This is a genomic window from Chloroflexota bacterium (genome assembly GCA_020161265.1).
In the GTDB taxonomy this organism is placed as follows: Bacteria; Chloroflexota; Chloroflexia; order Chloroflexales; family Herpetosiphonaceae; genus Herpetosiphon.
Window position 1 is genome coordinate 172,727 of the sequence record JAIUOC010000008.1, and the last position, 15,174, is coordinate 187,900.

The 15,174-nt window shown below is 51.2% G+C and carries 12 protein-coding genes and 1 tRNA gene; 5 read left to right on the top strand and 8 right to left on the bottom strand.

The annotated features are described in order from the left end of the window. Nucleotides 1-25 precede the first annotated feature (25 nt). The 3 genes from LCH85_18465 (at nt 26) to pckA (ending at nt 3,897) form a co-directional block, all read left to right on the top strand. Complete coding sequence (locus LCH85_18465; protein MCA0353985.1) at nt 26-1,027, top strand: rod shape-determining protein; 1,002 nt, start codon at nt 26-28, stop codon at nt 1,025-1,027. A gap of 311 nt (nt 1,028-1,338) precedes the next feature. Next, the gene (locus LCH85_18470) at nt 1,339-2,211 is read left to right on the top strand and encodes an HD domain-containing protein (protein ID MCA0353986.1); all 873 of its coding nucleotides are present in this window, start codon (nt 1,339-1,341) and stop codon (nt 2,209-2,211) included. 105 nt (nt 2,212-2,316) lie between these two features. Further along, a complete protein-coding gene (pckA, locus tag LCH85_18475) occupies nt 2,317-3,897 on the top strand; it encodes a phosphoenolpyruvate carboxykinase (ATP) (protein MCA0353987.1) in 1,581 nt (526 codons plus the stop codon). A gap of 207 nt (nt 3,898-4,104) precedes the next feature. Here the strand turns inward: pckA and LCH85_18480 are convergent, their stop codons facing one another. The 4 genes from LCH85_18480 to LCH85_18495 form a co-directional block, all read right to left on the bottom strand. After that, nucleotides 4,105-7,995, bottom strand: a complete 3,891-nt coding sequence (locus LCH85_18480) for a tetratricopeptide repeat protein (GenBank protein MCA0353988.1) — start codon at nt 7,993-7,995, stop codon at nt 4,105-4,107. Between the two features lie 391 nt (nt 7,996-8,386). Beyond that, complete coding sequence (gene folK / locus LCH85_18485) at nt 8,387-8,866, bottom strand: 2-amino-4-hydroxy-6-hydroxymethyldihydropteridine diphosphokinase (GenBank protein ID MCA0353989.1); 480 nt, start codon at nt 8,864-8,866, stop codon at nt 8,387-8,389. Continuing rightward, nucleotides 8,863-9,990, bottom strand: coding sequence for a patatin-like phospholipase family protein (locus LCH85_18490; GenBank protein MCA0353990.1), 1,128 nt, complete (start codon nt 9,988-9,990; stop codon nt 8,863-8,865). The genes folK and LCH85_18490 overlap by 4 nt, the downstream gene beginning before the upstream one ends. A 91-nt stretch (nt 9,991-10,081) precedes the next feature. After that, entirely contained in the window at nt 10,082-11,284 is a 1,203-nt protein-coding gene (locus tag LCH85_18495) for a hypothetical protein (GenBank protein ID MCA0353991.1), read from the bottom strand. A gap of 178 nt (nt 11,285-11,462) precedes the next feature. On the opposite strand from LCH85_18495, the gene LCH85_18500 reads away from it, so the two are divergent. Further along, on the top strand, nt 11,463-12,476 hold the full coding sequence (locus tag LCH85_18500; GenBank protein ID MCA0353992.1) for a ParA family protein: 1,014 nt from the start codon (nt 11,463-11,465) through the stop codon (nt 12,474-12,476). Here the strand turns inward: LCH85_18500 and LCH85_18505 are convergent. From LCH85_18505 to LCH85_18520, 4 genes are all read right to left on the bottom strand, one after another. Beyond that, nucleotides 12,473-12,769, bottom strand: a complete 297-nt coding sequence (locus LCH85_18505; GenBank protein MCA0353993.1) for a hypothetical protein — start codon at nt 12,767-12,769, stop codon at nt 12,473-12,475. The genes LCH85_18500 and LCH85_18505 overlap by 4 nt on opposite strands. A 102-nt stretch (nt 12,770-12,871) precedes the next feature. After that, nucleotides 12,872-13,033, bottom strand: a complete 162-nt coding sequence (locus LCH85_18510) for a hypothetical protein (protein MCA0353994.1) — start codon at nt 13,031-13,033, stop codon at nt 12,872-12,874. A gap of 136 nt (nt 13,034-13,169) precedes the next feature. After that, nucleotides 13,170-13,245, bottom strand: a tRNA-Arg gene (locus LCH85_18515). A gap of 121 nt (nt 13,246-13,366) precedes the next feature. Then, nucleotides 13,367-14,104: a hypothetical protein gene (locus LCH85_18520; GenBank protein ID MCA0353995.1), complete on the bottom strand. Its 738-nt coding sequence runs from the start codon at nt 14,102-14,104 to the stop codon at nt 13,367-13,369. Between the two features lie 361 nt (nt 14,105-14,465). Between LCH85_18520 and LCH85_18525 the strand changes: the two genes are divergently transcribed. Further along, complete coding sequence (locus LCH85_18525; GenBank protein ID MCA0353996.1) at nt 14,466-15,137, top strand: metal-dependent transcriptional regulator; 672 nt, start codon at nt 14,466-14,468, stop codon at nt 15,135-15,137. Nucleotides 15,138-15,174 lie beyond the last annotated feature (37 nt).

Here is a 15,174-nt window from a genome sequence, read left to right on the forward strand (position 1 = left end):
TTTGTACGTTTGGAATAACTAAGGTATGGCACGAAAAATTGGGATTGACCTAGGCACGGCGAATGTGCTTGTCTACATCAAGGGCAAAGGAATTGTCTTGTCCGAGCCGTCGGTGGTGGCGCTCTCGCGCAAAACCAATAAGATTCGCGCAGTTGGCACTGATGCCCTGGCGATGCTTGGCCGTGAACCCGAAAGCGTTGAGGTGATTCGCCCAATGCTCAACGGGGTGATCGCCGATTATGAAACCACCAAGGCGATGTTGGAGCATTTTATTGATAAAACCCGTGGCTTTGGCAAGCCCGATGTGATGATCTGTATTCCAGCTGGGGTAACTACCGTCGAGATGCGGGCTGTACGTGATGCCGCTCGTAAAGCTGGCGCACGCCGCGCCTATTTGATTCGTGAGCCACTTGCTGCTGCGATTGGCGCGAATATTCCGGTGGCTCAACCATCTGGCAACTTGATTATTGATATTGGTGGTGGTACAACTGAAGTTGCCGTGATTTCGCTCAACGATATTGTGGTGAGCAATTCGGTACGGGTTGGTGGCAATAAGTTCGATGAAGCCATCGCCGCCTATATCAAACGTAAATATAATATGATGATCGGCGAACGCACGGCTGAAAGTATTAAAATTGAAATTGGTTCAGCCTTGCCGCTCGACCGCCCATTGACCATGCAAGTACGCGGTCGCGACCAAGTTGCTGGCTTGCCGCGCACGATCGAGGTCGATTCCAACGAAATTACCGATGCTATCCAAGAGCCACTTGAGGCGATTATCAGTGCGGTGCGCTCGGTCTTGGTCGAAACGCCACCCGAATTATCATCGGATATTATTGATAAGGGGATGGTGATGACTGGCGGTGGCTCGATGCTGCGCCGGATCAACGAATTGTTGACTGAGGTTACGGGTGTGCCCTGTTATGTTGCCGACCAGCCCGCCAACTGTGTGGCCATCGGCACAGGTCTTGCCCTAGAAAATCTCGAAATTCTCCGCGAAAGTTTGTCGGGGAGTGATATAAATTAGAGGTCGGTTGTTGGGGGTCGGGGATCGGTAGTGCTTGGGATTCAATCATAGCTATTTGCTAAATTGATTTCTAGCCCCTGATCTCCAACGACCAGCCGTTGTTTTATGGTTTTGGATCGGTGAATTTTGGGTTTGCTCAAATCTCCCAGCCCCCGATCCCCAACAACTAGCCCCCAACCATGATTATTCAACGTTGAATGATCGCATTGGCAATTGACGTTTATGCAAGCTGGCAGTGATTGCTGGCCCATTCATTGAAGTAATGAACTGAGTAGCCCGGAGCTACTGTTGTTGCTTCAGCGAGGTTCTCTATGGAAATGCGCGACGATGCGCGGCTCGCCGATGAAGTCGAGAAGCTAAGCCACTCAGCGGATACGCTTTCGCTTGATACGAAAGACCGTATGCGCGATGTTGTTGCTCCTAAAATTGAGGCTGCGGTTGCCCAACGTGAGGCAATGGTCGCCGAATTAACTAGCCAACCTGTCCAGGCTCCAGCCAGCGAATTAGCCAAGGCTGATCCCCGCCGTGTGACGATTACCCAAGTGCGCAATCATCCCCATACCTATGCCTACCTTGATGCCGCTAACCAGCAGCTCAAGTTGATTGGCTATACCGAGCATGGCCGTCGTCATGCTTCTTTGGTCGGCCATATTGGGGCGAATGTGTTGCGCCGCCTAAAATTTTCGGCTCGCGAAATTGAGCTGGCCGAAATTGCGGGCTTGTTGCACGACATTGGCAATAGCATCAATCGCAATGATCATGGCCAAACTGGGGCAATTTTGGCCAAAGATATTCTGAGCAGCCTCGACATGCCAATCGACGAGATCATTACGATTATGGGCGCGATTGGCAATCACGAGGAAGAACGCGGCCATGCGGTTTCAACGGTGGCGGCGGCACTAATTTTGGCCGATAAATCTGATGTGCATCGTTCGCGGGTACAAAACAGCGATCCCACCACTTTTGATATTCATGATCGGGTTAATTACGCCGCGACCAAATCATTTTTACGGGTTGATACTGAGCAACGCCGTGTTACACTGCAATTAACGATCGACACCGAGATGGCCTCGGTGATGGATTATTTTGAAATTTTTCTTTCACGCATGGTAATGTGCCGCCGTGCTGCTGAGTTTCTTGGCAGCCGCTTTGGCCTCTCGATTAACGATGTATCGGTGTTGTAGCTGCTACGCTAGCTGGCTCACCAAGCGCAAGTTGAACGCGCTTGTGCTGGTTGTAGCCGCTACGGCAGCTTATTTTTATTTCTCTTTATCTAAAGGAGCCATCTCATGACCGAACGAGCCGTATTAAGTGAAGGCGACACTGTAGGCGCTAATTTACATGTCAAGCAAGCCTATCGCAACTTAACGGTGCCGCAATTGGTGGAAGCTGCTCTCAAACGGGGCGAAGCCGTTTTATCGGCTACTGGGGCTGTCGTTGCCACCACGGGCGCACGCACGGGTCGTTCTGCAGATGATAAGTTTGTGGTGGAAACACCAGCAGCCGCGTCAATGCACTGGACGAAATTCCATAAAGCTATGAAGCCCGAAACCTATGCCACGATCAAGGCCAAGGCGTTGGCGCACATGGCCGAACGTGAGATGTTTGTTTTAGATGCCAGTGCTGGGGCTGATCCAGCGTATGCGTTGCCAATTCGCGTGGTGACCGAGTATGCTTGGCATAACTTGTTCGCTAAGCAATTGTTCCGCGATGCGATCAGCAGCGATCAACAACCCCAATGGACGGTGCTCAACTTGCCAAGTTTGAAGCTTGATCCAGCGGTCGATGGCTCGCGCTCAGAAGTCGCCGCCATGATCAATCTCGATGAAAAATTGATTTTGATTGTCGGCACTGAATACGCTGGCGAGATCAAGAAATCGATCTTTACGGTGTTGAACATGGTGCTGCCAAGCCAAGGCGTGATGCCAATGCACTGCTCAGCCAATATTGGCAGCAAGGGCGATGTGGCCTTGTTCTTCGGGCTTTCGGGCACGGGCAAAACCACGCTCTCAGCCGACCCCGAGCGGATTTTGATTGGCGATGATGAGCATGGTTGGAGCGCTAACGGCGTATTCAACTTCGAAGGTGGCTGCTATGCCAAGTGTATTCGCTTGCGCCGCGAATCGGAGCCTGAAATTTTCGATGCGATTCGCTATGGGGCGGTGCTCGAAAACGTGGTGCTCAGCGATAGCCGCGATCCCAATTATGATGATGCGTCGTTGACCGAAAACACCCGCGCCGCCTATCCCTTGGAATATATTCCCAACGTCAGCGAAACGGGTATGGGCGGTCAACCAGAAACCATCATCTTCTTGACCGCTGATGCCTTTGGGGTTTTGCCGCCAATCGCCAAGCTCAGCCCTGAGCAAGCGATGTACCACTTCTTGTCGGGCTATACCGCCAAGCTGGCTGGCACCGAAACTGGCGTTGGCTCGGAGCCACAAGCAACATTTAGCACCTGTTTTGGCGCACCGTTTATGCCTTTGCACCCAACCGTGTATGCCGATTTGCTCGGCCAAAAAATGCGCGAACACAAAGTCCGAGTATTTTTGGTCAATACTGGCTGGACTGGTGGTTCGTTCGGGGTTGGTAAGCGTATGAGCTTGCGCGATACCCGCACGATGGTGCACGCCGCTTTGGCTGGCAAACTCGATGCTGTGGAAATGTGGCACGATGCCCGATTCAATCTCGATGTGCCTGTGGCAATCGAAGGCGTTGATAACAGCGTGCTGCAACCCCGCCAAACTTGGGCCGATGCCAGCGAATACGATCGGGTTGCCGATGACTTGGCCGCCCGCTTCCGCAAGAACTTCGAGCAATACGCCGAACGGGCTGGCGAAACCGTGGTAAACGCTGGGCCACAAGCGTAGGTTATTGATCCACGAAGGACACGAAGGTCATGAAGTTTTGATCCACGAAGGACACGAAGGGTACGAATGTTGGGTAAGGTGGTTGCCTGAAATTTCTACAATTATCAGTGAACCACTCAATCAACCTTAGCTTCGTGTAACTTCGTGTCCTTCGTGGATCAACATATAATTCCTGATCCCTTCGCGATTAAATTCATCCTTCATCCCTCATCCTTCATCCTTTTCTAGCTCCTCAAGTACCCGTAAGATCAACAATGCTGAATTGGGGTCGATCTCGGCACACAGTGCATGCCAATCGCGCTCGCCTGCCCAGATGCGCTGAATTGCATGGCTAATGACCCAACCACCTGCTTCTAGTTGTGGTAATAAGTGCTCAACTGCTGTGCGTACTTCCTGATTCCCTTGAGTTGCAGCGACAATTGCTGCGATCAAATTTCCAGCTTGTTGATTAATATGCCAGCGATTGGCGGCATGGGCGGAATAGGCAATGCGTGCTTGTTGGCGATACTCTGTCGCTTGCACTGATTGGCCTGCTAAATCGGCTATGTTGGCGAGAATACCAAATGTTTTCCATATTTCAGCGATAGCTGGATCGAGCTCTTTACGAATGGCAAGTGCTTGTTCAGCATAGGCTTGGGCTTCGGCCAATCGGCTAGTTGACCACGCTCTGGCTTGGATTTGATCGGCAATCAGATTAGCGAGATTATTGAGCGTTGTGGCTTTCTCAAATGCTGGCAGATCAGGGGTTCGTAATGCCCGCTTAAACCAGTCTTCTGCTTCGTTTGGCTTGCCTGCTGATTTCGTCACAATTGCCAGTTGATTACAGGTTTGGGCTGCCCCAAGGTTATTGCGCAGACTTTCTTCGATCGCAAGGCTCTGGCGGTAGTATTGTTCGGCGTTCGACCAATCTTTTTGCTCTTGGGAAACCACTCCAAGTTGATGATAGATAATCGCCTCACCACTTGGCTCATTCAACTTTTGGTAGATGGTTAGAGCTGCATCGTACTTTTGTGTGGCCTCAGCATACTGGCGTTGGCGCAGCGCTAAATTCCCTAGTTGGCCTAAACTTACCGCTTGACCCCGCTGATCATCAAGTATTTTATTGATTTCTAGGGCTTGCTCATAGTAGTTTTTGGCTTGGGCAAATTGTCCTTGATCGCGTTGGCAATCGGCAAACTCAGTCAAGAGAACAGCCTTTTGTTGCCGATAGGTCGTGCTATCTGGTTGTTGGCTGAGCAAGTGCTCGATCATGGTCAAGGCTTGCTGCTGAAACTCTTGGGCTTGAGCAGGTTGGCCTAAGCGGAATAAACAACGCCCGATTCGCCCAAGCGTTAGACAATGCTGATAGGAACCAACGCCATGTGGCTGATCAGCTGGCTGCTGCTCGATCCGCGCTAAGAGTTGCCCAAAGCGTTGCAGTGCTCGATCATAACGACCTTGGCTATAGTCTGCCTCACCAAACTCTGATTCATGCAAAAATTCAGCTTCAGAAAGCTGTGTATTCACCACCATATGCTGGGCAAGCTGTTGATTGAGCAGCGTGCGTTCACGTTGCATACCAAAAATATCATAAAAGCGATTCAAATTCGTTGCCATATCCACTGCGGCATTAATCTCCTTGAAGCCCAACAACCCGTGGATTGCCCGTTGCAAGTTGGGCAGTTCATAGTGCACCAAGCCGCGGACTGCTTGCGGGTTTTGGAGATCTTGCTCATAACAATAGCTTGACAACTGGTAATAACGCACGGCGAAGCGTTGCTCTAGCTCGGTGCTAGCGGGGTGATATTTACGCAGATAGGGCGTGAGGGTTGGGTGAAAACGCAAAAATGTCACTCCAACACCTGCAATTGCTACAGGCACAATTAATGCCGCATGCTCAAGGGCGGCACGGAGTTGTTGCCACTGCTCAGCAGGAATTTCAGTGATTTCTAAAAGGAATGGTTCTAATGCACCGCCTTCGAATGGCGTGAGCTTAGCCAGCCACTCACGCTGTTCAGGGCTGAGGCGTTGCAGCGAATAGTTAAGCGAGGCTTCGAGCGAGCTATGGCGTTGGTTGGGGCTAGTTTCATCGGTGAATTGGGCTAAGGCGCTGCTATAGTCGCTCAGTAGTTGCTGGATGCTCAAGCTAGGGTCGCGCAAGGCACGTAAGGTCAAGCCCATGGCCAGCGGGTGATGATCGAGCCGCACCAACAGGCTGCTTAGTTGCAATTTTGGCGCACGCCGCCGATCAATCGCCAAATCATCGAGCAAGGCTGTGGCAAAGCTGTAAGCTGAAGGTGCATCCAAGCCGCGCATGGCAATCAGGCTGGTGTATTGGCCTTGCTCCAAGCGACTATCACGCAAATCATAATCACGGCAGGTCAAAATGATGCCTGCACCTGCTTGCCGCAAGCCTAGCACACAATCCCACAAAGCTTGGCGTTCTTGGGCTTCCAACACATTCAGCTCAACATTGCCCGCGTTGGGCAAAATGCTCTCCAAATTATCAGCGATAATCAGCAATGGCTTGTTGCGTAGGTGTGGCTTGAAGCGCTTTAAGGCTGCCTGCAAATCGTGCGAATCGGTTTCGGGCAACTCATAATGACGGGCAATCGCGCTGAGCAAGGCAATTTGGCTGCCGCCATGTTCAAACGAGAGCAACAATGCGCCGTGATAGAGCTTGGTTTGAGTCAGCCATGCAGCAGCTTCGCTGGCAAGGCGAGTTTTGCCAATGCCGCCAAAGCCATGCAACAGGGCAATTTTGCCCTTGAGCAAAGCCCGTTCAAGCTGCAACAACTCCTTGGCGCGGCCAACAAACGGGCGTTGATGCGGGTTTTCGACGAAGCCCGAAAGCTTGGTCGGCTTGGGTCGCGCTGGCTTGCTGGTTGGCGTGAGATTGATCGCTGCTTGCTGATAAAAATGCGGCAACCACCAATCGGCCAAGCTAATTGGATCAAGTTCTTGTTCGGCGTTACGGGCGAGGTACAGGCGCACAGGCTGGCTTTGCAAGGCTTGGCGTGCTCGCTCCAAGGCTACAGGCACCGGCTCGCCCTTGGCGATCAATCCATAGAATTCGCCAAAAAAGATTGCCGTCGTGATGGGCAGCACGCTGGCGCTCATCGCCACCACTGCAGGCACGCCCGCCGTCAACAACTGGGTTGCCACGCTGCTCAAAGCCTGTTGGCGTTGATACTCGGCATCGTCGCTGGCGCTGGTATCCATCACGCTGGTTTGGCAGGCATCCAACAAGACCAAGCGCACGCCCGCGCCATTCAACAACTCAGCAAAGCGACGAGCCTCGACCGTATCAACTTTATAATCGGCTTTTTCGAACGATAAAACCCCTTGCGGCACGTTGGCCGATTTATAGAGCGTGCTGGTTGGCTGGATTTTGGGAAAGCCGCCATGACCATCGAAATGCAATATATGTACAGGTTTTGTGGTATCTTGCAGGCGACGCGCCAGTTGATCGTAGGTTGGCGGGCGCAAAAACTCCAGCTCGATCATGCCAGGCTTGAGCTTTTCAGTTTGTTCTAATTTTTGTAACTGGCCAAAAATGGTTTGGGCCGAGCTGCGCGGATCGAGAAAATTTTGATCATCAGGCCGTGCCACAACTACCAGCACCCGCAACGGCATGGCAAATTGCTGGGCGGCAATTTTTGAGCGAACGCTAGAAACGGTGCGATAGATTGCGACTGGATTGATCCGCCGTTGATTCAAAAAGCCAAAATCATCGTGCAGCAACTCCCATGGCACGCTCAGCACGGCGGGAATCACGCTTAAAATTTGCAAGGTTGGCACACCAGCATCAACCTGCATCCACTCAGCATAGATTTCGGCGGCATCGGCGCTTGATTTGAAAATCGCTTTAAACAGCACTTTACCAACTGTAGTTAAATCTGCTTCAACCTGTTTGGCTCGTATAAGAAAGCCTTCAAATGGCCATTTCAAGTAGTCTTCAAAATACCATTGAAAATCGGCGCGTTGCTCTTTGGTTGGCAGCGCAGGCAACGGGCCGCTGGCAGTCAATTGATTGAAGCGCAACGTCCATTGGGCTAAATCGGGCGAATCAGCGGCGGCAGCGGTACATTCGAGGGTGAGGATGTTTGGTTGGCTCATGGGGCGGCTCCTCGGCTAGCAACACAGGCTTATCCTATCATGGCCTAACTGCGAATGGTAGCCTACGAGCAACACAAGTTTTAATCCACGAAGAACACGAAGGTTGTAACCGCGAAGAACGCGAAGGGCGCTAAGGCTGGTTTCGTGGTTCGCCGACAGTTCGATAAACCTCAAGGAATCAATAAATCCAATATTCGTGCTCTTCGCGGTTCCCAATAAAATTTCTGATTTCTCGCACGAAGGTTGTAACCGCAGAGAACGCGAAGGGCGCTAAGGCTGGTTTCGTGGTTCGCTCACAGTTCGATAAACCTCAAGGAACCAATAAATCCAACATTCGTGCTCTTCGCGTCCTTCGCGGTTACAAATAAAATTCCTGACCCTGCGATTGCGGTTATAGGGATAGTTGCTCGGCTGGGTAGGCGATTGCTAAGACGCTGCCTTGAGTTGCTTGGGCGAGCTGTTCGGGGTTGACGCGGCTAGGCGCGATTTCGGCCAAGGGTCGCAACACAAAATCACGCTCAAACATGCGAGGGTGGGGGATAATCAAATCATCGGTTTTCAATTCAAGCTCGTCATACAACAAAATATCAAGATCAAGTGGGCGCGGGCCGTAGCGTAAGCCTGGTCGGCGGCCACAAGAGTGCTCGATCTGCTTGAGCAAGGCCAGCAGCGCATGCGGCGCTAATTCGGTCGTGCCAGCAACCACCGCATTCAAAAACGGCGGTTGATCTTCAACATAGGCTGCTGCGGTTTCATAGACGCTAGAATAATTGGTTAGTTGGACAGCGGGGGCTAAAGCGGCCAATCCCGCTTGTAAGTTGGCTAAACGATCGCCTTGGTTGCTACCGATGGCTAAATAAACGGTGGTCACGCTTGCTCCTGGCGTTGATCTAAGGCTCGTAAGGCATCACGATAGCCCATTTCAAACAAAGCTTGATGATTTTTGCCCTCGTAATCGACGATCCATTCTAAGGGCATGAGTTTTTGGGGCGCAATCACTAATGGCTCGGCTACGCGATAGGGCATCGTGCCAGGCCAGCGCAGTGATTGATCGCCAGTTTTTTCGGCGGCGGCGGTCAGGCGTTGCGCTGCCTCAGCAATTTGGTTATACACCTTGAGCAATTTAAATGATGCACGATATGAGGCCAACAATGCCCAATCCAGCGTCAGCCACAACGATTGAGCCAAATCGCTGGGCATGGCTTCAAGGTGTTGGTCGCCATCGTTGGGGTCGGCATCCCATGGGGTCATCATTACCACAATAATTTCAACATCGCCGCCAGCATGCTCAATGACTGGGCCGAGTGGCGTATTGGCCAAAACCGCGCCATCCCAATACATATCTTCGCCAACTTGTGTCCATGGATAGACCGCTGGAATGCTCGACGAAGCCATAATATGCTCGATGTTGAGTTGATCTTGGGCTTGACCATCAAGTTTATGGTTGCAAAATACCCGCAAGGTGCCGCGCCGAACATCGGTGGCGGTCAACAGCAGGGTTGGTGCAGCGGGGCTATTGATGCGCTCAAAATTCATCCAAGCGCTGAGGGTGTGTCGCCATGGCGTGGTATCAAGCAAACTTTTAAACGGCGTGGTGCTAAAAATGCTGCGAAATTTATGCCAAATGCTGGGGCTATGCAAATTGCGATCGGCTTCTGGCGTTTCAGCCTCAATCTGATCATCGCCGCCATGCTCGTCAGAGGTCAAAATCGAGCGTAGCAAAAAGCGCATCAGTGGTCGGCTAATCGTCGGCAGATCGCTTGAAAGCTGCTGAACATCTTCGGAGTGCATATTCAGCCAACGTTGGCGCAATTGAGCCACAGTCATACCTGAGGCCAAAGCCGCCCCGTTGACCGCGCCGATCGATGTGCCAGCAATAATATCTGGCCCTTGCCCATCGATCATCCAGCCGCGTTCGACTAAAGCTTGCATCACCCCAACATGATAAGCTCCACGGCCACCGCCGCCCGAAAGCACCAAAGCTCTTTTTGCCATAACAACCTCGCAGCTTGAAAACCAACAGTAAATAACAGCATTGCTCAATGTTCGACAATGCTGATCGATCTGTCAGTTGAGGCCAAGCGATTTAGAAGATATCGTCTTCGTCTTCTTCGTCGCTAATGCCTAAATCGAGCAGCACCAAATTATTCAGCGCTGGCGATTGACTAAAGGCTTCTTGACTGCTGCGGCTTAGTTGATTGCCCCATAAATCAAGCTCTTGCAGTTGGCCTAAGTTGGTTGTATTGGCCAAACTGGTTGCGCCAGCATCGCCAATTGCGTTATCGGCGAGATACAACACCGCCAAATTGCCAAGGCTGGTGCTGGTGGTCAAAGCTTGGACTCCAGCGTCGCCAATCGCATTATCGTTGAGTAACAAGGCCTTGAGATTGGTGACATGGCTCGATTGGGCTAAGGCACTCAAACCAGCGTCGCCAATTGCATTCGAGCGCAAATCAAGACGTTCGGTGTTGGCAAGCACTGGCGAATTCGCAAGGGCGCTAATACCAGCCGCATCAATATTGGTTGAGGCCAAATTGAGCGTCACAATGCTGCGCAGATAGGGCGAATCGGCTAAGGCCTTGGCTCCAGCAAAACCTACATCATTATCGCTGAGATCAAGATGGGTTACATTGCCCAATTGTTCATCTTCGGCCAGCGCCTTCACGCCAGCTGGGCCAATATTGTTGTTGCTCAAATTAAGCGAGGTTAGTTGGGTCAGATGTTGAGCAGCGGCCAAGGCACTAATTCCAGCATCGCCCAAATCGTTATGATCAATATCGAGCAACTGGAGATTAACCAAGGCTTGACCTTCGACCAAGGCCGCGCCGCCAGCCGCACCTAGTTGATTGCGATAAAGCCGTAGTTTGGTTAGTTGGGTCAGGCTGGTCGAATTGCTGAGTGCTTGAGCGCCAGCAGCGCCGATTGCATTTTGATAAAGCTCTAATTCGTTGAGGTTGCTCAGGTAGGGCGATTGAGCCAAGGCAATCAAGCCAGCATCGCCAATTTGGTTGCGTTGCAAGCGCAGGGTGCGCAATTGGCTTAAGTGGGGCGATTGAGCCAAAGCAATCACAGCATCATCAGTTAATTGATTTTCGCTGAGATCGAGCACGCGCACGGTGGCCATGTGCGGTGAGCGAGCCAAGCTATGCGCGACAGCATCACCCCAATTGCGACCATTGAGGGTTAGTTGGGTTACGCCAACCAAACGCCGTTCACGCAAGGCGGCCTTGAGTTCTTCGACGGTGGACACATCATCCAAGGAGACTACGTAATTTTTAAGCTTTGCCATCGTAACGACCTCTGTGTCGGGTTATTTCATTGTTGGTTCATTGTAGCATACTGCACTTGGCGATTGATTCCCCCCAATGGCTAGCCCACAGGTGAATCTTAATAATTGGATTATGGCTGCTTGACGTTGCCTACACTCTACCGTACACTGCTTGCAGTATACTCAGGAGTTGTATCCTATGCCTCGCGTAATTGCCGTCACCAACTTCAAGGGCGGTATTGGCAAGACGACTACCACCGTGAATGTAGCCGCCGGCTTTGCCCTCAAAGGTGCTTCAGTGCTTGTGATCGATGTCGATCCACAAAGCAATGTTCGTATGTGTTTTGGGCATGCCGAACCCCGCCGCTCCCTGTACGATGTTTTGATCGATAACAAGAAAATTCCTGATTGTGTCGTGCAAGTACGCCCCAACATCGACTTACTTGCCTCAAGCGATGCGTTATTGCAAGCACAATCGGATATTGGCAAACGCCCAGATTGGGGTCGGGTGCTCGAAATCGCCTTACGTCCAGTTGTGCGCAACTATGATTTTGTCTTTATTGATTGTAGCGCTTCGTTGACCGTGCTTAACCTGAATGCCTTGATGGCGGCCTCAGATATTATCGTGCCAACCGCTTTGGAACACTTAGCTCTGCAAGGGTTGCGCCAACTAGGCCGGAATATCACCCGTATCAAAGGCACAATGGGCGCATTACGCATGATTATTCCCACCATGTTCGATGCGCGTAATCGCCAATCGCACCGTTTGCTGGCCTCGTTGCGTGAGGAATATGGCACGCTCGTAACTGATCCAGTTCGGGTCAATGTGCGGTTGTCTGAGGCGACGGTCGAAGGTAAAACGATCTATGAGTATGATCCACGCTCGAATGGGGCGATTGATTATGCAGCGTTGGTCGAAAAATTGGGCGATGTGTTTAATTTTCAAGCCAAACCTATGGCTGAGCCTGTGGTCAATCCAGTTGCTGCGGCTCGTCCATTCACCGCCTTTGAAACCCCGCCTCCGCCACCCGAACCATCGCTGGTTGGTAATTTACAAGCCGAAGAAAAGCCCATGTTTCGTGGCCCTGTGCGCGAGGAATGTCCGCATTGTGGGCGCTTATTAGAGCAAGTGATGTTGGCAGGCTATCGGGTGTATTTTTGTGATCATTGCAAATATAAACGCCAAGAATTAGCTTCGGGAGTTCGCCGCTAGGAATATTTGCGCACGCGCTGCAACCCAAAAACAATTGCAACGAGCCAAATGCCTGCAAAACCAAGCCGCAAACGAGCTAGGTTGTTTGGGCTGACTGTCAACCACGAACCAAGCAGTTGATCAAGCCCCCGCGCAATAAATTCAGCCCCAGCCAAATTAAGCCCAAATAACCCGGCATACAGCACAAACGTAATCATGCGCCGTCGCCGACCATTGCTGATCTGCCAAGCTAGAATGCCACAACCAAGCAGCACCAAGCCACAAACCAGCCAGCTCCAAAATTCAATTGTCATGACGCTACCTTAAATGAACAACGACTTTATGGGGAAGTATAGCATGGGGAATTTAAGGGGGAAAATAATCACACCATTGTGCTTCTGGCTCAAACGACTAGCTTATTGACCACAAAAACTGCAAACAGCTGGGGTTTGTGGCTCGAAGGCTGCCGATAATGGAGCTGGGTTGATTACGCTGGTTGCCAAAATCAACAAGGCCAACGCGGCGATAATTGCCAAAGCCAATGAGCGATTGAATGGTTGGGTTTGGATGTTCAACATAGCTGCCTCCGAATTAACATTGCGTTAGAACTGAGGCTAGTATCGCATCTCTTTGTGACAAACAGCGTCACATTGTTTTAGGCCTTTGCAAAGCCATAAAAAACACCTACTCACTGCATTAGTAAGTAGGTGCGATTGGCGCGACCGGAGGGACTCGAACCCCCGACACTTGGTTCCGAAGACCAATGCTCTATCCACTGAGCTACGGTCGCAACGTCTATAGAATACTCGAAATTGGGCTTTGTTGCAAATCTTAAAACCAACAGCGGATGGAATTCCATCCGCTGTTGGCTGTTCTCAATGCTGTGTGGAGGAAACCGATGGCGAACTGGCTTATTTAGTCAAGGCTTCGCGAGCGCGTTCGAGTTCAGTGTTCAAGCGTTCTTCGCCTTTGGTGCGCAAGTTGGCGATAATATCATCAACGGTTTTGCCATTGGCTTGAGCAACTTGCTCTAAGGTTTTGCCTGCTTGCACTTCGGCTTGAACTTGCTCAACGGTTAGGCCTGTTACATCGGCGGTTGCTTGAACCAACAGGTGTTGGCCACGACCACCGCGACCTGGGCCTTTGTCAGCGACAACGCCTTTTTGGTTCATCAAGGTTGGGGCTTCGGTTTTGGCGGTTGCCAAACGTTCGGCCTTTTGGTCTTCAGTAATTTTGCCATTGGTGACGGCTTCGCTCAAGTTGGTTTCCATTTGAGCTACGGCTGCATCAATCACTGCTTGTTCGCTGCTGCCGTTGGCGGTAGCAATTTCGGTCAATGAAGCGCCTTCAACCAATTTGGTGCGCACATCAGCCGTGGTCAGTTTGGTCAAGGCTGCGGTTTGCTCAACCAATTGATGATGAATGCCCATGCCACCGCGTTGACCCATACCACCGCCACGCCCGCCACGCTTGCCAAACCCAAAGCCTTGGCCTGGATTGGCCGTGGTGCTATCGGGGGTAGTTGGTTGAGTTTGGGTGCTATCAGGGGTGGTGGGTGTTTGGGCTTGGGTGCTGGTTAAGCGTCCACCGACAAACACCAAAGCAAAAGCGATTGCCACAATTGCCAGCCATTTTCCAATCGTTTTCATAAAAGCCTCCGTTTTGTACCATTGCATTCGTCGCTTGTTCGATATGGCTCTAGCATAAACCACGGCTGTGAAGAGCGTATGAAGAAAAGGATGAAGGATGAATTATGAGGGATGAAGCTGAAGGAAAGGATGAAGGATGAATTATGAGGGATGAAACTATTCGTGGAATTTGTGCAATTCGTGGCTCAAAACCTAAATGTTGCGTCCCTTCGTGTGGCTTCGTGCTCTTCGTGCTCTTCGCGGTTTCGGCCTTTCGCGTGGCTTCGTGTCCTTCGTGGATCACATTACGCTCACTACTTGACATTTAACCCCAATTAACTTTATACTTAGGTAGTACCTAAAAGAAAGGATTGATAGGTTTATGCGAATTACGGCAGGCGTACAAGATTATGTGAAAGCAATTTATACCCTTCAACAAGAGGAAGCGCCTGTCTCCAACGGTCGGCTGGCTAGTTACTTCGGGTTTAGTGCGCCCACAATTACCGAGATGGTCAAAAAGCTCGAAAGTTTAGAACTGGTTGATTATCAGGCTCGTTATGGGGTGCGCCTCACCGAGATCGGCGAGAAAATCGCGCTTGAGATGATTCGCCACCATCGTTTGCTAGAACTCTATTTGGTGCAAGCCCTCGGCATGTCGTGGGATGAAGTTCACGATGAGGCCGAAGTTTTGGAACATGTGCTTTCTGAAGCGCTGGAAGAACGAATTGCCGAATATTTGGGGCATCCCCAATTTGATCCCCATGGTTCGCCAATTCCGGCCCGCGATGGCAGTATTCCGCAGCGTGATTCATGCTCCTTGGCTTTGTTGGAGCTGAATCAAATTGCGCGGATCGTCGAAGTTGAAGATCGTGATGCTGCTCGCTTGCGCTACTTGGCTGATCTTGGTTTAACTCCCAACAACGTTATTACGATTATTGCCCGAGCGCCGTTTGATGGCCCCTTGACCTTGTGGGTTGGCGCTGAGCAAACTCAACAGGTGCTTGATTCACGCTTGGCAACGCGGATTCAAGTTCAAATTGAGCGTTCAATTTAGACGCTCTTTTTTACTTGAGTCTTTTAGGTATGCCTAA